The sequence below is a fragment of the Pseudomonas sp. IT-P253 genome (genome assembly GCF_949768125.1).
Taxonomy (GTDB): Bacteria; Pseudomonadota; Gammaproteobacteria; order Pseudomonadales; family Pseudomonadaceae; genus Aquipseudomonas.
Window position 1 is genome coordinate 65,773 of sequence record NZ_CATKPT010000022.1, and the last position, 16,172, is coordinate 81,944.

General features: G+C 59.6%; 15 protein-coding genes. 12 read left to right on the top strand and 3 right to left on the bottom strand.

All coding sequences use genetic code 11. The annotated features are described in order from the left end of the window. Window positions 1–79: 79 nt before the first annotated feature. The 4 genes from rnhA to ACM6IR_RS13160 all read left to right on the top strand — a co-directional run bounded on the left by rnhA (window position 80) and on the right by ACM6IR_RS13160 (window position 4,653). A complete protein-coding gene (rnhA, locus tag ACM6IR_RS13145; protein ID WP_414908092.1) occupies window positions 80–532 on the top strand; it encodes a ribonuclease HI in 453 nt (150 codons plus the stop codon). A 215-nt stretch (window positions 533–747) separates the two neighbouring features. After that, window positions 748–1,500, top strand: a complete 753-nt coding sequence (gene dnaQ, locus ACM6IR_RS13150) for a DNA polymerase III subunit epsilon (RefSeq protein ID WP_414908093.1) — start codon at window positions 748–750, stop codon at window positions 1,498–1,500. Between the two features lie 268 nt (window positions 1,501–1,768). Continuing rightward, entirely contained in the window at window positions 1,769–4,024 is a 2,256-nt protein-coding gene (locus tag ACM6IR_RS13155; RefSeq protein WP_414908094.1) for an Orn/Lys/Arg decarboxylase N-terminal domain-containing protein, read from the top strand. A 14-nt stretch (window positions 4,025–4,038) separates the two neighbouring features. Next, window positions 4,039–4,653: a GNAT family N-acetyltransferase gene (locus ACM6IR_RS13160; RefSeq protein ID WP_414908095.1), complete on the top strand. Its 615-nt coding sequence runs from the start codon at window positions 4,039–4,041 to the stop codon at window positions 4,651–4,653. Here the strand turns inward: ACM6IR_RS13160 and ACM6IR_RS13165 are convergent. Both ACM6IR_RS13165 and ACM6IR_RS13170 read right to left on the bottom strand, forming a co-directional pair. Continuing rightward, on the bottom strand, window positions 4,619–5,512 hold the full coding sequence (locus tag ACM6IR_RS13165; RefSeq protein ID WP_414908096.1) for a LysR substrate-binding domain-containing protein: 894 nt from the start codon (window positions 5,510–5,512) through the stop codon (window positions 4,619–4,621). The genes ACM6IR_RS13160 and ACM6IR_RS13165 overlap by 35 nt on opposite strands. 87 nt (window positions 5,513–5,599) lie before the next feature. After that, window positions 5,600–5,860, bottom strand: coding sequence for a hypothetical protein (locus ACM6IR_RS13170; RefSeq protein WP_414908097.1), 261 nt, complete (start codon window positions 5,858–5,860; stop codon window positions 5,600–5,602). Between the two features lie 175 nt (window positions 5,861–6,035). Between ACM6IR_RS13170 and ACM6IR_RS13175 the strand changes: the two genes are divergently transcribed. Both ACM6IR_RS13175 and ACM6IR_RS13180 read left to right on the top strand, forming a co-directional pair. Continuing rightward, window positions 6,036–6,596: an NADPH-dependent FMN reductase gene (locus ACM6IR_RS13175; protein ID WP_414908098.1), complete on the top strand. Its 561-nt coding sequence runs from the start codon at window positions 6,036–6,038 to the stop codon at window positions 6,594–6,596. 331 nt (window positions 6,597–6,927) lie between these two features. Further along, window positions 6,928–8,211, top strand: a complete 1,284-nt coding sequence (locus ACM6IR_RS13180; protein WP_414908099.1) for an arsenic transporter — start codon at window positions 6,928–6,930, stop codon at window positions 8,209–8,211. A gap of 103 nt (window positions 8,212–8,314) precedes the next feature. Here ACM6IR_RS13180 and ACM6IR_RS13185 read toward each other — a convergent pair whose 3' ends face one another. After that, the gene (locus tag ACM6IR_RS13185; RefSeq protein WP_414908100.1) at window positions 8,315–9,265 is read right to left on the bottom strand and encodes a DUF1853 family protein; all 951 of its coding nucleotides are present in this window, start codon (window positions 9,263–9,265) and stop codon (window positions 8,315–8,317) included. 163 nt (window positions 9,266–9,428) lie between these two features. Between ACM6IR_RS13185 and ACM6IR_RS13190 the strand changes: the two genes are divergently transcribed. From ACM6IR_RS13190 to pepN, 6 genes are read left to right on the top strand one after another with little or no spacing between them, the layout of a single operon-like run. Further along, a complete protein-coding gene (locus ACM6IR_RS13190; RefSeq protein WP_162436772.1) occupies window positions 9,429–10,319 on the top strand; it encodes an NAD(+) kinase in 891 nt (296 codons plus the stop codon). After that, window positions 10,319–11,290 (top strand): metallophosphoesterase, encoded by a 972-nt coding sequence (locus ACM6IR_RS13195; protein ID WP_414908101.1) that lies wholly within the window; start codon window positions 10,319–10,321, stop codon window positions 11,288–11,290. Before ACM6IR_RS13190 ends, ACM6IR_RS13195 begins: the two co-directional genes overlap by 1 nt. Further along, a complete protein-coding gene (locus ACM6IR_RS13200) occupies window positions 11,287–12,156 on the top strand; it encodes a rhomboid family intramembrane serine protease (RefSeq protein WP_414908102.1) in 870 nt (289 codons plus the stop codon). The genes ACM6IR_RS13195 and ACM6IR_RS13200 overlap by 4 nt, the downstream gene beginning before the upstream one ends. 35 nt (window positions 12,157–12,191) lie before the next feature. Next, window positions 12,192–12,452, top strand: coding sequence for a YeaC family protein (locus tag ACM6IR_RS13205; protein ID WP_414908103.1), 261 nt, complete (start codon window positions 12,192–12,194; stop codon window positions 12,450–12,452). Continuing rightward, complete coding sequence (locus tag ACM6IR_RS13210; RefSeq protein WP_414908104.1) at window positions 12,449–13,279, top strand: DUF2797 domain-containing protein; 831 nt, start codon at window positions 12,449–12,451, stop codon at window positions 13,277–13,279. The genes ACM6IR_RS13205 and ACM6IR_RS13210 overlap by 4 nt, the downstream gene beginning before the upstream one ends. Before the next feature lie 10 nt (window positions 13,280–13,289). Continuing rightward, window positions 13,290–15,947 (top strand): aminopeptidase N, encoded by a 2,658-nt coding sequence (gene pepN, locus ACM6IR_RS13215; protein ID WP_414908105.1) that lies wholly within the window; start codon window positions 13,290–13,292, stop codon window positions 15,945–15,947. Window positions 15,948–16,172: the final 225 nt, after the last annotated feature.

Below are 16,172 nucleotides of genomic sequence, written 5' to 3' on the forward strand. Positions count from 1 at the left end.
TTCCCGGTCGGGATTGCCCCGGCCTCGGGCATCGTCGGTCACCGATCGGCGAGCCACCGCATTTTCTGGATAGATTGGCATGAGCGATAGCGTAGAACTGTTCACTGACGGCGCCTGCAAAGGCAACCCTGGCCCTGGCGGCTGGGGCGCATTGCTGGTGTGCAAGGGTGTTGAAAAAGAACTCTGGGGCGGCGAAGCCAATACCACCAACAACCGCATGGAACTGATGGGCGCGATCCGCGGCCTGGAAGAACTCAAGCGTTCTTGCGACGTGTTGCTGGTCACCGACTCGCAGTACGTGATGAAAGGCATCAACGAGTGGATGGATAACTGGAAGAAGCGCGGCTGGAAAACAGCAGCGAAAGAACCGGTGAAAAACGCCGATTTGTGGATGTTGCTCGACGAGCAGGTCAATCGCCACAACGTCACCTGGAAATGGGTGCGCGGGCACATTGGCCATCACGGCAACGAACGTGCGGATCAACTTGCCAACCGTGGCGTAGATGAAGTGCGCGGTTACAAGCAGGCCTGATTTCGATTCTGCCGACGTATCGCGTCGCCGCCATTCGCGAGCAGGCTTGCTCCCACAGTAGATCTTTAGTGAACACAATATTTGTGACTCACCATAGATCAAATGTGGGAGCGAGCCTGCTCGCGAATGCCGCGACGCGGTGTATCTGAAAGACCCCGGCGAGCGTGTTAACATCGCCGCTTTTGCACGAATGACCCGTTGAGAGCTGAGCACTGATGGCCACCAGATCCGTTGTACTCGATACCGAAACCACCGGCATGCCGGTGACCGACGGCCACCGGATTATCGAAATCGGTTGTGTCGAGTTGATCGGTCGGCGCCTGACGGGCCGGCACTTCCACGTGTACCTGCAGCCGGATCGTGAGAGTGATGAAGGCGCCATCGGCGTCCACGGCATCACAAACGAGTTTTTGGTGGGCAAGCCGCGTTTCACGGAAGTGGCCGATGAGTTCTTCGAATTCATCAAGGGCGCCCAGCTGATCATCCATAACGCGGCGTTCGACGTTGGCTTCATCAACAACGAATTCGCCCTGATGGGGCAGCACGATCGCGCGGATATCACCCAGCATTGCTCGATCCTCGACACCCTGATGATGGCCCGGGAACGTCACCCGGGGCAGCGCAACAGCCTCGACGCCTTGTGCAAACGCTATGGCGTCGACAACTCCGGTCGTGAACTGCACGGCGCCTTGCTCGACTCCGAGATTCTCGCCGACGTCTACCTGACCATGACGGGTGGCCAGACCAGCTTGTCGCTGGCGGGTAATGCTTCCGATGGCAATGGTTCCGGTGAAGGCGCCGACAACTCGGCTACCGAAATCCGGCGCCTGCCCGCCGATCGCCAGCCGACGCGGATCCTGCGCGCCAGCGAAGACGATCTGGCCCAACACGTGGCGCGTCTGGAAGCTATCGCTAAATCCGCTGGCGCCCCATCGCTGTGGCAGCAACTGGCCGAGGCCAAGGCCTAGTAGCAGCTGCCGAAGGCTGCGTTCGCCTGCGCAGCGCTCGCCTGCGGAGTGTCAGAAGTCCTGCATATCGCCTGTTTGCGAGCGCTACGTCTGAACGCGGCCCGGCTCGAACGCAGCCTTCGGCAGCTGCTACGGGTCGTGCAATCATGCGACATTAGGGTGCGCCCACTGTCCCGCTTCGGGGCATCGCGCTCGCCACAATCGCTCGAACCCTCTACCCTGAGGTTATTGGCAGGCCACGGCCCGCCGCCTCAGGACACTGAGCCTCATGTATAAAGATTTGAAATTTCCGGTCCTGATCGTCCACCGCGACATCAAGGCCGACACGGTCGCCGGTGACCGCGTGCGTGGCATCGCACGGGAACTGGAGCAGGAAGGCTTCAGCATTGTATCGGCAGTGGATTACACCGAAGGGCGTCTGGTCGCGTCGACCCATCACGGCCTTTCCTGCATGTTGATCGCCTCCGAAGACGCCAGCGCTCACTCCCATTTGTTACAGAACATGGCCGAATTGATCGGCCTCGCGCGAGTGCGTGCCCCGGATTTGCCGATCTTCGCCCTGGGCGAGCAGGTAACCCTGGAAAACGCGCCCGCCGATGCGATGGATGAACTCAATCAGTTGCGTGGCATCCTTTATCTGTTCGAAGACACCGTGCCGTTCCTGGCCCGGCAGGTCGCCCGCGCCGCGCGTAAATACCTGGATGGTCTGTTGCCGCCGTTTTTCAAAGCGCTGGTTCAACACACGGCCGACTCCAATTACTCCTGGCACACGCCTGGTCACGGCGGCGGCGTGGCTTATCACAAAAGCCCGGTCGGTCAGGCATTTCACCAGTTCTTCGGCGAAAACACCTTGCGTTCGGATTTGTCGGTGTCGGTGCCGGAGCTCGGTTCGCTGCTGGATCACACCGGCCCGCTGGAAGAAGCGGAAGCCCGTGCGGCCCGTAACTTCGGGGCTGATCACACCTTTTTCGTGATCAATGGCACCTCGACCGCCAACAAGATCGTCTGGCATTCCATGGTTGCTCGCGACGACCTGGTGCTGGTGGATCGCAACTGCCACAAGTCGGTACTGCATTCGATCATCATGACCGGCGCTATCCCGCTGTATTTGTGCCCGGAGCGCAATGAACTGGGGATCATAGGCCCTATCCCGCTGAGCGAATTCAGCCGCGAATCGATTCAGGCCAAAATCGACGCCAGCCCGCTGACAAAGGGGCGTGAGCCCAAGGTCAAACTCGCGGTGGTGACCAATTCGACTTACGACGGTCTCTGCTACAACGCCGAGCTGATCAAGCAGCACCTGGGCAATAGCGTCGAAGTGCTGCATTTCGACGAGGCCTGGTATGCCTATGCGGCGTTCCACGAGTTTTTCGCCGGACGCTACGGCATGGGCACTTCCCGCAGCGAAGACAGTCCGCTGGTGTTCTCCACCCACTCCACCCACAAATTGTTGGCCGCGTTCAGTCAGGCCTCGATGATTCACGTCCAGGACGGCGGTGCGCGGCAGCTGGACCGCGACCGCTTCAACGAAGCGTTCATGATGCACATCTCCACGTCGCCGCAGTACAGCATCATCGCTTCACTGGATGTGGCCTCGGCCATGATGGAAGGGCCGGCCGGGCGGTCGCTGTTGCAGGAAATGTTTGATGAGGCCCTGAGTTTTCGTCGGGCCCTGGCCAATCTGCGACAGCACATCGCCGCCGATGACTGGTGGTTTTCCATCTGGCAGCCGCCGTCGGTCGAAGGCATCAATTGCGTGGTGACCGAGGACTGGCTGCTGCAGCCGGATGCCGACTGGCACGGCTTCGGCGGTGTAACCGATGACTACGTGCTGCTCGATCCGATCAAGGTCACGTTGGTGATGCCTGGCTTGACCGCTGGCGGTGCCTTGAGCGCGCGTGGGATTCCGGCGGCGGTGGTCAGCAAATTCCTCTGGGAACGTGGGCTTGTGGTCGAAAAGACCGGGCTGTATTCGTTTCTGGTGCTGTTCTCCATGGGCATCACCAAGGGCAAATGGAGCACGCTGCTGACCGAGTTGCTGGAGTTCAAGCGCAGCTATGACGCCAACGTCAGTCTGGCGACTTGCCTGCCCTGCGTGGCGCAACAGAACGTGGCGCGGTATCAAGGCATGGGGTTACGTGATCTTTGCGATCAGCTGCACGCCTGCTATCGCAGCAATGCCACGGCCAAACACCTCAAGCGCATGTACACGGTGCTCCCGGAAATCGCCATGAAGCCGGCTGACGCCTATGATCAATTAGTGCGTGGTGACGTTGAGGCGGTATCGATCGATGCTCTGGATGGGCGGGTCGCTGCCGTGATGCTGGTGCCATACCCGCCGGGGATCCCGTTGATCATGCCTGGCGAGCGTTTCACCCAGTCGACCCGCTCGATTATCGATTACCTGGCGTTTGCCCGTACATTCGACAGCAGCTTCCCGGGGTTTGTCGCTGATGTGCACGGCTTGCAACACGAAGACGAGGGCAATGGACGGCACTACACCGTCGATTGCATCAAGGAATGAGGACCTTTCCCAGTATGCAACCGCTCATGAATCCAAAATACCCAGGGCTGTCGGTGCGGGTTGCCGACGACGGCTTCGCCGCTTACATCTGGGGCAGCGATTTCAGTTTTGAAGTCGCGGCCTATGGCGCGCCCGAAATCGGCAAACCGGTGGAGCAGTGGCGGGTCACACCGATCACGCCTTATCGCAAGTGCTACGGGATTGACCCCGAGGAGTTCATCAGTTTCCGTGACGCGGCAGACAGCGCCATTTTCATGGCCTATCTCGATGACGAGCCGGTGGGCCATCTGGTGGTCAGCACCAACTGGAACGGCTTTGCCCATATCGACGAGCTGGCGGTGCACGCACCGGCGCGGCGACATGGCGTGGCCAAGGCGCTGCTGGATGTGGCGCAATTCTGGAGTCGCAAAAAGAAACTGCCGGGCATCATGCTCGAAACCCAGAACAACAACCTGGGCGCTTGCCGGCTCTACGAGCGCAGTGGTTACGTGTTAGGCGGGACCGATCATCTGCGCTATCGCGGCATCGACCCGAACACCGCCGAAGTGGCGCTGTTCTGGTATCGATTGTTTGAAAACCCGCTGGAAAACCCGCTTAGCTCGCCAACATCGCCGCGGCTTGTTCCGTGACGATGTCCAGCAGTGCCTGAACGGCCGGTGATGGCCCGCCGTTCTTCAGGGTCAGGGCATACAGGCTGATCGGCACGGCAGGCGCCAGTGGGCAGGCATCCAGTCCAGCCGACCTGGCGCCGAGGGCGGTGAAAGGGTCGACGATGGCCAGGCCTTCGCCGGCCTCGACCATGCTGCGCATCATCTGATGAGTCTGTACCCGGATCTGAATGACCGGGGCGGGGCGCAGGGCCTGCAATTTGTGATCGAGCGCGGGGCTCAACGGGTCATGACCTTCCAGCCCCACCAACGACTGGCCCGCCAGATCCTGCAACGAGATGTATTTCTGCTTCGGTTGCAGCCAGCCATGAGGCGCCAGCAACTGAAGCTTGCCTTGGGCGACCACCTGGCAATGTATATCGGCGTGATCGGGATCATGCAGGCTCAACCCCAGATCGCTTTCGCGCAGCAGCAGGCTTTTGACGATGTCGCGGGTCGGTTGGCTCAGGAGGGTGCAAGGCGCGTCGGGCAGGCGTCGGCGGAGCGCCGCGATGCTCTGTGGCAACAGTTGCTGCGCCAGGGGCGGTGTGCAGATGATTCGAAGCGGCGGCGCCTGATATTGTTTCAGGCTGTTGGCCAGGCGCTGGACCGGTTCGAGCGCGTCGTAGACGTGGGCAATCCCGACTTGCAACTCCCGCGCCTCGCGAGTGGCCTGCAAGCGTCCACGCACGCTGGAAAACAGCATGAAACCCAACTGATCCTCAGCGTCACGCAGAATGCGTTCAACCTCGGCCACCGGCAACTGCAGCCATTCGGCGGCGGTACCCAGATGACCGGTCTGCAAGAGCGCCTGGATCACTTCGATATGACGTAAACGCATGCGTGAAGTCCATGTTCAGCAGGTGGGGAGTCAGTGGCTGAATCCTAACCCAAGTCCGCCCATATGACTTCAGCTCATAACACGCGGTTATGAGGCGACGGAGGTTTGCGCCACGCCAGCGACGTAGGTATCCGGTTCGCGAACGATAGTGACGCCCGATTGCACCAGCAAGAACTGGTTGTCATCGACCTTGTTAACGCGGTCGCCAATGGCCAGCTTATAGGTGCTGACAGGCTTGGAACCGGTGAGACTGTCTGCCGGCGGGGTGGAATCCTGGAACTCATGCACGGAATAAACACGGCCTTCCGCGTCTCTTGCATGGAACTGACCGACGAGTACTGCTGCCATCTGCTTAGAACCTCTGGAGATAAATCACTCAATTTGCGGTTCTGTAGACCGTGCTTGGGCGAAGTAAGTTTTCCTACAGGAAAAAAATAGTCAGGGGCGGCCATTTCAGTCGCCCACTGGTTGAATCGTCATCTATAAATACAAGCTCTTCCCATCGAACAGTCGAGAATCTTCCATGAGCAACGTCTATACGATCGCCGTTCTGGTCGGCAGCTTGAGAAAGGAATCGATCAATCGCAAGGTTGCGCGGGCCCTGGTGGACCTGGCGCCGGCCAATCTCAAGCTCAATATCGTCGAAATTGGCGATTTGCCGCTCTACAACGAAGACATCGATGGTGCATCACCGCCGGCAGCCTACAGCACTTTCCGGCAACAAGTGAGTTCATCCGACGCGGTGCTGTTCGTAACCCCGGAATACAACCGTTCGGTGCCGGCGCCAATGAAGAATGCAATTGACGTGGGTTCACGTCCGTATGGCAAAAGCGCCTGGAACGGCAAGCCCGGCGCGGTGATCAGCGTTTCACCGGGAGCGATTGGCGGTTTTGGCGCCAATCACCATTTGCGCCAGTCCATGGTTTTTCTCAATGTGCCGTGCATGCAGCAACCCGAAGCCTATTTGAGCGGCGCCGGTTCGGCCTTTGACGAGGCGGGCAAACTGTCCGAATCGGTGAAGCCATTTTTGCAAAGTTTCATCAATGCTTATGGCGTGTGGGTCGAGCAGCACAAGAAAATGTGATCAACCCTGTAGGAGCAAGCTCGTTACTGGAAGTGGTCGAAAGCGAGGGCTATGAGGCAGCACAGAGCGTGATTTTCCGCTTGTTTCATGGACGGGTCGCACCAGCGAAGGGGCATATGACTCGGTTGGCGTAGCAGCTGCCGAGCCTGCGAGGCTGCGTTCGGCTGCGAAGCAGTCGTAAACCCTGTATGCACATTGTATCTGCAAGACCGCGGTGTCTGATTTCACGACTGCTCCGCAGCCGAACGCAGCCTCGCAAGCTCGACAGCTGCTACGCCCTTTGGGGTGATCTGCGTTACTTTAGCGGCCCTTGATTGAAGGCTGCTTTTACATGCTCATCGCGTCATTGATTTTCCTGCTGACCATCACCTTGGTGATCTGGCAGCCCAAAGGCCTTGGTGTTGGCTGGAGTGCGGTGTTCGGCGCGGTATTGGCGCTGATTTTCGGCGTGGTGCACCTGTCCGACATCCCGCTGGTGTGGCAGATCATCTGGAACGCCACAGGCACCTTCGTCGCACTGATCATCATTAGTCTGCTGCTGGACGAGGCGGGGCTGTTTGCCTGGGCGGCGCTGCATGTGGCCCGTTGGGGAAGGGGCAGCGGACGCAAGCTCTTTGCTTATATGGTGCTGCTCGGGGCACTGGTGTCGGCGCTGTTCGCCAACGACGGGGCGGCGCTGATTCTCACGCCTATCGTGATTTCCATGTTGCTGGCGTTGCGTTTTTCGCCCGCGGCGACCTTGGCGTTCGTCATGGGGGCCGGCTTCATTGCCGATACCGCCAGCCTGCCACTGGTGGTGTCGAACCTGGTGAACATCGTCTCCGCGGACTTCTTCCATATCAGCTTCAACCGCTACGCCGCGGTGATGATTCCAGTCAATCTGGTGAGTGTCGCGGCAACGCTTGCGGTGCTGATGGTGTACTTCCGTCGCGACATCCCCAAGGATTACGACCCCAGGCAGCTTGAATCTCCCAAGTCGGCGATCCACGACAGCGCGACGTTCTACGCCGGTTGGGCGGTCCTGGTGATTTTGTTGCTCGGCTGCTTTGCCCTGGAACCGCTGGGCATTCCGATCAGCGCGATTTCGGCAGTGTGCGCGGCGCTGCTGCTGGCCGTTGCCGCCCGGGGTCACAAGATTTCCACGCGCAAAGTGATGAAAGAAGCGCCGTGGCACATCGTGATTTTCTCGTTGGGCATGTACCTGGTGGTGTATGGCCTGCGCAACGCCGGGCTGACCGGGTATCTGGCCGGTTGGCTTGACGGTTTTGCCGGGTACGGCGTCTGGGGCGCGGCCATGGGCACGGGCGTGCTGACGGCGTTGCTGGCGTCGATGATGAACAATCTGCCGACAGTGCTGATCGGTCTGTTATCGATTGATGCGAGCCAGGCAACCGGGGTGGTGAAGGAGGCAATGGTCTACGCCAACGTCATCGGCAGCGATTTGGGGCCGAAAATCACCCCGATCGGCAGTCTGGCGACGTTGCTGTGGCTGCACGTGCTGGAGCGCAAGAGCATCCGGATTGGCTGGGGGTATTACTTCAAGGTCGGGATTGTGTTGACGGTGCCGGTGTTGTTGGTGACCTTGGCGGCTTTGGCATTGAGGTTGTCCATCTAAACCGGGTTGGCCCCTTCGCGAGCAGGCTCGCTCCCACAGGATCACCACCGCCTCTATGGGAGCGAGCCTGCTCGCGAAGGGGGCCGTTCATTCACCTCAAATTTCAACCACTGCCCGGCACATTCGGCCAAAGGTCCGCCACCAGAAACAGGCGCTCCGCTTCCTCCCAGTCGCCTTTAGCATTCTCAACCAATCGAACCAGCAATTGCGCAGGCGCCAGCGGCTCCAGATCACTCAGCCACGCCGCCAACTGTTCAGTGCTCCAGGTCTGCTCGGCAGGATAGTGCGCCGGTGCCAGCCAGGCGTGACGGGGCAGGGGCTGCCAGCGACCGAACGGCCGCTGCACGACAAAGGCCGGCCAGTCCTTTTGATGCAACCAGCTACCGCGCAAATGCTGCGGATGGGCGCCGATGGGGGGCTCGGCGTGTCCCGGCCATGGATACAGTAAATAACCGCCCAGCCACAAATGCGCGCTGAACTGCTGGATATCCAGCGCTGCGAGCACTTCGCGGCTCTCCGATCGTGCGGAGATCGGCAGCTGATGCTGGGTCAGGTGCGCCAGTTTTCGGTCCAGCCGATCATGGCAGCCTGGGCCGAGCCATTGCGCGGTGTCGTGGCCATCGCCATTTTGCGGACCGAGGTAGAGTTTGATTGCCAACTCCAGATGATGCACGCCGTCGCGATCACGCAGTAGCATGTCCAGCTCGCCCAAGGTATGACCCTCGCGGCGGATAGGCATATTGGCGGCAATCAGGTCGATGCCCGGCGCATGCCGCACGGCGTATTGCCACAGACGCTCGTAATACAGACCCAGGCGCCGGGTTCGCGCCTGGGCCAGCCAGTGCAGCAAGTCATAACTGTCGTGATCGAGTTGTCGCAGCCACTGCTCCAGACGTTCCGGTGCCTGCACCCAATCGCTGCCGGCCAGCGGATGGCGTTGCGGCCACGGCGTGTCGCTGAGCATCGGCGGTGCGAGGATGACCCACGCCAGGTCACGCACTTCGGGGTGGCGTAACTGGTGGGGTAACTGCAACAAATCTGGAAATAGGATCATCTTGCGAGCATAGCCTCAAACAGGAGTACATCCTTGTAGCTGAAAGGATTTTGTCTATCCCGCGCTTTCGCCCATAATCGTGCTTTTCGCCTTCGCTGACCTTAGGGTCTGTTGACGCTTGGCGGCCGCCACCCAGCGTCAACGGACCCTACTTAGGAGCCCCATGGAGCAATTTCGTAATATCGGCATCATCGGTCGCCTGGGCAGTTCGCAGGTGCTGGATACCGTCCGCCGACTGAAACGGTTTCTGCTCGATCGTCACCTGCACGTGATCCTCGAAGACACCATCGCCGAAGTACTGCCCGGTCATGGCCTGCAAACCTCGTCGCGCAAGATGCTCGGCGAAGTCTGTGACATGGTGATTGTGGTCGGCGGTGACGGCAGCCTGCTCGGCGCCGCACGTGCCTTGGCCCGACACAATATTCCGGTGCTCGGTATCAACCGTGGCAGCCTGGGCTTTCTGACCGATATCCGCCCTGATGAGCTGGAAGTCAAAGTCGCCGAAGTGCTCGACGGCCACTATCTGGTGGAAAACCGCTTCCTGCTGCAAGCCGAAGTCCGTCGCCACGCCGAGGCCATCGGTCAGGGCGATGCCTTGAACGACGTGGTGCTGCACCCCGGTAAATCAACGCGGATGATCGAGTTCGAGCTGTACATCGACGGCCAGTTCGTCTGCAGCCAGAAGGCCGACGGCCTGATCGTCGCCACACCGACCGGTTCGACGGCTTATGCGCTGTCGGCGGGTGGCCCGATCATGCATCCCAAGCTCGACGCTATTGTGATTGTGCCAATGTACCCCCATACCTTGTCAGGCCGGCCAATTGTGGTCGATGGCAACAGTGAGCTGAAAATCGTCGTGTCCAAGGATATGCAGATTTACCCGCAAGTGTCTTGTGACGGCCAGAATCACTTCACCTGCGCGCCGGGTGACACCATCACCGTCAGCAAAAAGGCGCAGAAATTGCGGCTGATCCACCCGCTCGACCACAATTACTATGAAGTCTGCCGGACCAAGCTCGGCTGGGGCAGTCGATTGGGTGGTGGAGGCGACTGATGCTCGATCCCGCGCGTAGCTACGACCTGATCGGTGACGTGCACGGTTGCGCTCTGACCCTTGAGCACTTGCTGGACCGACTCGGTTATCACAAACAAGGGGGTGTCTGGCGGCATCCATCGCGCATGGCGGTGTTCGTCGGTGACATTATCGACCGCGGCCCGCGGATTCGCGAGGCGTTGCACATCGTTCATGACATGGTCGAGGCCCGTCAGGCGTTGTGCATCATGGGTAACCATGAATTCAACGCCCTCGGCTGGAGCACCCCGGCGCCTCCAGGCAGCGGCAAGCAGTTCGTGCGCGAACACACCCCGCGTCACGCGCGACTGCTCGGTGAAACCCTGGCTCAATTTGAAGATCATCCAGGCGACTGGCACGACTTCCAGCAATGGTTTTATGAAATGCCGTTGTTCATCGATGCCGGGCGTTTCCGGGTCGTGCACGCCTGCTGGGACTCCGGCCTGATTGAACCGCTTCGGGCGCTGTTTGCCGATGGTTGCGTGGATGAGCATTTTCTCCAGGCCTCGGCCGTGCCGGGCAGTTTCGCGTGCACGGTGTTCGACCGCCTGTTGCGCGGTACCGACATGCGCTTGCCTCACGGGTTGACGATGACCAGCGGCGATGGCCTGGTGCGCTCCTTCTTCCGCACCAAGTTCTGGGAAGACGACCCACAAACCTACGGAGATATCGTGTTTCAGCCTGACGCTTTGCCCGAACCCGTGGCCCGGACCCCGCTGTCTTCCACCGAAAAAAACACGTTGTTGCGCTATGGCATTGACGAACCCTTGTTGTTCGTCGGCCACTATTGGCGCAGCGGTAAACCGGCACCGATCCGCCCTAACCTGGCGTGTCTGGATTACAGCGCGGTGCTCTACGGCAAACTGGTTGCCTATCGCCTGGACCAGGAAACCCGGCTCGATCCGCATAAATTTGTTTGGGTCGATGTTGAACGGCCGGAGGCCCTGCAATGAGTACTGTTGCCGTATTGCGACTGCCGCTGGCGGTAGATTTGAGCGGGTTCGTCAATCTGTTGCAACGCATGCAGGTGCCGTATCGCGTCAGCGAAGAAGCGGGCGAGCAAGTGTTGTGGGTGCCCGCCAGCATCAGCGAAGACATTCGTGCTTTGTACGAGCGTTTCCCGGCGGGTGACCCTGATCAGCAACTGGACATCCCGGTGGCGCAGACCCTGAATCGCCCCGGTTTTGCCGAGCAATTGCGCCACGCCAGGGCGACGGGTCTGGTGTTGCTGTTGAGCCTGATCGTCAGCGCAGTGACGCTGCTTGGCGAAAACCTCGACACGATGCGCTGGCTGACCTTCCTGGATTTTCACGTGGTCGGCGAGTACATCCGTTTCGTGCCCTTGGCCGACAGCCTGGCGGCGGGGCAGTGGTGGCGTCTGGTGACGCCGATGCTGATCCACTTCGGCATCCTGCACCTGGCCATGAACGGTATGTGGTACTGGGAGCTGGGGCGGCGTATCGAGTCGCGCCAGGGCAGCATCAACCTGATCGGCCTGACGTTGCTGTTCAGCCTGACCTCCAATTACGCCCAATATTATTTCAGCGGCCCGACGTTGTTTGGCGGGTTGTCCGGGGTGCTGTACGGCCTGCTCGGTCATTGCTGGATCTTTCAGACGCTGTCGCCGAACCGGGCTTATAGCCTGCCGCGTGGCGTGCTGGTGATGATGCTGGTGTGGCTGCTGCTGTGTCTGTCCGGGCTGATCTCGATGATCGGCTTCGGTGAAATTGCCAACGCGGCGCACGTCGGCGGGTTGCTCGTCGGATGCCTGACCGGTTTGTTGGGTGGTTTGTACAACCGCCGTAAACTGCACGCCTAAACAAGCTATGTGAATTAAAGAGCGCGGAGACCTTGATGTCCTCTTTCAACGAAATGATTAAAAACATCACACCCGATATTTACCAGAACCTGAAATTGGCGGTGGAAATCGGTAAATGGTCTGACGGCGGCAAACTCACCGCCGAACAACGCGAACTGTCGCTGCAAGCGATGATCGCCTGGGAAATCCAGAACCTGCCCGAAGAACAGCGTACCGGCTACATGGGCCCGCAGGAGTGCAGTTCGAAGTCGATCAGCGTGCCGAATATTCTGTTCAAGTCGGATGCCATCCATTGATCGAGATTGGCCGCGGTGCAATCAGTAAAATGTCGACGCGCCTTGACGGGTCGAACGTGCAGTACGCGTTTCGCCTGGGCGACGTCGAGGTTCCGGTCAACCCGTTGATTGGCACCACAGTGCGCCTGGAATACCTGGGCGCGATCTTTTGCTCTCATTGCGGGCGCAAGACCAAAACCAGTTTCAGCCAGGGTTATTGCTACCCGTGCATGACCAAGCTGGCTCAGTGCGATGTCTGCATCATGAGCCCGGAGCGCTGTCACTACGACGCCGGCACTTGCCGTGAGCCGGAGTGGGGCGAGAAGTTTTGCATGACCGATCACATCGTGTACCTGTCCAATTCGTCGGGTGTGAAAGTCGGGATTACCCGCGCCACACAGTTACCGACTCGCTGGATCGATCAAGGCGCACGTCAGGCATTGCCGATCATGCGCGTGTCGACTCGCCAGCAGTCGGGCTTCGTCGAAGACCTGTTCCGCAGTCAGGTGGCGGACAAGACCAACTGGCGTGCTTTACTCAAGGGCGAAGCGGTGTCGGTGGACCTGGCCGCGGTTCGCGATCAGCTGTTTGAACGCTGCGCCGAAGGGCTGCAAGGTTTGCAGGAACGATTCGGCCTACAGGCCATCCAAACTGTTTCCGACGTAGAACCGCTCGAAATCCACTACCCGGTCGAGCAATACCCGACGAAGATTGTCAGCTTCAACCTGGACAAGAATCCGATTGCCGAAGGCACGCTGCTGGGGATCAAGGGCCAATACCTGATCTTCGATACCGGCGTGATCAATATTCGTAAATACACGGCCTATCAGCTCGCCGTGCATCAGTAAGGACTCCAGCATGCGCACCGAACAACCGAAGATGATCTACCTGAAGGACTATCAGGCGCCTGAGTACCTGATCGACGAGACACACCTGACCTTCGAGTTGTTCGAGGACCACAGCCTGGTCCATGCGCAACTGGTGATGCGCCGCAACCCTGAGCGTGGCCCTGGCCTGCCGCCGCTGGTGCTGGATGGCCAGCAGCTGGAGTTGCTATCGGTGACGCTGGCCGACCGCGAGCTGAGCACCGCTGATTACCAGATGACCGAGAATCACCTGACCCTGCACCCGACCAGCACCACGTTCACGGTCGACACCAGCGTCAAGATCCACCCGGAAAGCAACACCGCGCTGGAAGGTTTGTACAAGTCCAGCGGCATGTTCTGCACTCAGTGCGAGGCCGAAGGTTTCCGCAAGATCACCTATTACCTCGACCGCCCGGACGTGATGAGCAAATTCACCACCACGGTCGTCGCCGAGCAGCACAGTTATCCGATGCTCCTGTCCAACGGCAACCCGATTGCCAGTGGTCCGGGCGAGGAGGGCCGGCACTGGGCAACGTGGGAAGACCCGTTCATGAAACCGGCGTATTTGTTCGCGCTGGTGGCCGGTGACTTGTGGTGTGTCGAAGACACGTTCACCACCATGACCGGGCGCTCCGTGGCGCTGCGCATTTATGTCGAGCCAGAAAACATCGACAAGTGCCAGCACGCCATGAACAGCCTGAAAAAGTCGATGCGCTGGGACGAAGAAGTCTACGGTCGCGAGTACGACCTGGACATCTTCATGATCGTCGCGGTCAACGACTTCAACATGGGCGCCATGGAGAACAAGGGCCTCAACATCTTCAACTCCAGCGCCGTGCTGGCCCGGGCCGAAACCGCCACTGACGCCGCACACCAGCGGGTCGAGGCGATCGTTGCCCACGAATACTTCCACAACTGGTCGGGCAACCGCGTGACCTGCCGCGACTGGTTCCAGTTGTCGCTGAAGGAAGGTTTCACCGTGTTCCGCGACTCGGGCTTCTCCGCCGACATGAACTCGGCCACGGTCAAGCGTATCCAGGACGTGGCGTACCTGCGCACCCACCAGTTCGCCGAAGACGCCGGCCCCATGGCCCACGCCGTGCGCCCGGAGAGCTTCATCGAGATTTCCAACTTCTACACCCTGACCGTGTACGAAAAGGGCTCGGAAGTGGTCGGCATGATCCACACGTTGCTCGGCGCGCAAGGCTTCCGCAAAGGCAGCGACCTGTATTTCGATCGCCACGACGGCCAGGCCGTGACGTGCGATGACTTCATCAAGGCCATGGAAGACGCCAATGGTGTCGACCTGACCCCGTTCAAACGCTGGTACAGCCAGGCCGGGACACCGCGATTGGCGGTGAGCGAGTCCTACGATGCGGCGGCGAAAACCTACAGCCTGACGTTCCGTCAGAGCTGCCCGGAAACGCCGGACAAGGTTGAAAAACTGCCGTTCGTGATCCCGGTCGAGTTGGGCTTGCTGGACGCCAAAGGGGCGGCGATTGCGTTGCGCCTTTGCGGTGAGGCCAGTGCGCAGGGCACTTCGCGGGTTATTTCGGTGACCGAGGCCGAGCAGACTTTCACCTTTGTCGACATCGCTGAACAGCCATTGCCTTCATTGCTGCGTGGTTTCTCGGCACCGGTGAAACTGAGCTTCCCGTACAACCGCGATCAGTTGATGTTCCTGATGCAGCATGACAGCGACGGTTTTAATCGTTGGGATGCGGGTCAGCAATTGTCGGTGCAGGTGCTGCAAGAATTGATCGCTCAACAGCAGAAGGGTGAGGCACTGGTGCTGGATCAGCGTCTGGTGTCAGCCTTGCGCACCGTATTGTCCGACGACACGCTGGACCAGGCGATGGTTGCGGAAATGCTCTCGCTTCCCGGTGAGGCGTATCTGACTGAAATCAGCGAAGTGGCTGATGTAGATGCCATTCACATTGCTCGCGAGTTTGCTCGCAAGCAGTTGGCCGAGGGTTTGTTTGACGCGTTGTGGCTGCGTTACCAGGCCAACCGCGATCTGTCGAAACAGACGCCTTATGTGGCCGAGGCGGAGCACTTTGCTCGTCGTGCGCTGCAGAACATCGCGCTGTCGTACCTGATGCTGAGCGGCAAGCCGCAAGTGTTGGCCGCGACGCTTGAGCAGTTTGAAACAAGCGACAACATGACCGAGCGCCTGACGGCGTTGGCGGTGTTGGTGAACTCGTCTTTCGAAGACGAGAAAGCCAAGGCGCTGGCCAGCTTCGCCGAGCACTTCAAGGCCAATCCGCTGGTTATGGATCAGTGGTTCAGTGTTCAAGCGGGCAGCACATTGCCCGGTGGTCTGGAGCGGGTTCGTCAGTTGATGCAGCATCCGGCGTTCAACATCAAGAACCCGAACAAGGTACGGGCACTGGTCGGTGCATTTGCCGGGCAGAACCTGATCAACTTCCATGCGGCGGACGGTTCCGGCTATCGCTTCCTGGCAGACCTGGTGATTGAGTTGAACGGGTTTAACCCGCAAATCGCTTCGCGGCAGTTGGCGCCGCTGACTCGCTGGCGCAAATATGACGATGCTCGCCAGGCGTTGATGAAAGTTGAACTGGAGCGGATTCGTGCTTCGGGTCAGCTGTCCAGCGATGTGTTTGAAGTGGTCAGCAAAAGCCTGGCCTGAGTCTGGTTTCGCTCCTACAGCGACTCAAGTAGCAGCCGCTAGAAAAAACGGAAATGCCCCCAAAACCAGCCCCCAAATCACCCCACCTGATACCCAATCATTCAGCCCCCCCCCCATACCCCCTGGTTAACAAAACATAACGTGGCGTCGATTGTCAGACCTTTCCAAACCCCGATAGGATAAGCCAGCTTCCGAAGGGGGCTCTAGATTGCGCGTTTCAGGACC

Bases quoted from the DNA above. Each gene is read 5' to 3' on its own strand.
- ACM6IR_RS13175 (WP_414908098.1), top strand. From the start codon at position 6,036: ATGAGCAACGTCTATACGATCGCCGTTCTGGTCGGCAGCTTGAGAAAG.
- ACM6IR_RS13160 (WP_414908095.1), top strand. From the start codon at position 4,039: ATGCAACCGCTCATGAATCCAAAATACCCAGGGCTGTCGGTGCGGGTT.
- ACM6IR_RS13185 (WP_414908100.1), bottom strand. From the start codon at position 9,265: ATGATCCTATTTCCAGATTTGTTGCAGTTACCCCACCAGTTACGCCAC.
- ACM6IR_RS13205 (WP_414908103.1), top strand. From the start codon at position 12,192: ATGTCCTCTTTCAACGAAATGATTAAAAACATCACACCCGATATTTAC.
- pepN (WP_414908105.1), top strand. From the start codon at position 13,290: ATGCGCACCGAACAACCGAAGATGATCTACCTGAAGGACTATCAGGCG.
- dnaQ (WP_414908093.1), top strand. From the start codon at position 748: ATGGCCACCAGATCCGTTGTACTCGATACCGAAACCACCGGCATGCCG.
- ACM6IR_RS13180 (WP_414908099.1), top strand. From the start codon at position 6,928: ATGCTCATCGCGTCATTGATTTTCCTGCTGACCATCACCTTGGTGATC.
- ACM6IR_RS13200 (WP_414908102.1), top strand. From the start codon at position 11,287: ATGAGTACTGTTGCCGTATTGCGACTGCCGCTGGCGGTAGATTTGAGC.
- ACM6IR_RS13170 (WP_414908097.1), bottom strand. From the start codon at position 5,860: ATGGCAGCAGTACTCGTCGGTCAGTTCCATGCAAGAGACGCGGAAGGC.
- ACM6IR_RS13155 (WP_414908094.1), top strand. From the start codon at position 1,769: ATGTATAAAGATTTGAAATTTCCGGTCCTGATCGTCCACCGCGACATC.
- ACM6IR_RS13190 (WP_162436772.1), top strand. From the start codon at position 9,429: ATGGAGCAATTTCGTAATATCGGCATCATCGGTCGCCTGGGCAGTTCG.
- rnhA (WP_414908092.1), top strand. From the start codon at position 80: ATGAGCGATAGCGTAGAACTGTTCACTGACGGCGCCTGCAAAGGCAAC.
- ACM6IR_RS13195 (WP_414908101.1), top strand. From the start codon at position 10,319: ATGCTCGATCCCGCGCGTAGCTACGACCTGATCGGTGACGTGCACGGT.
- ACM6IR_RS13165 (WP_414908096.1), bottom strand. From the start codon at position 5,512: ATGCGTTTACGTCATATCGAAGTGATCCAGGCGCTCTTGCAGACCGGT.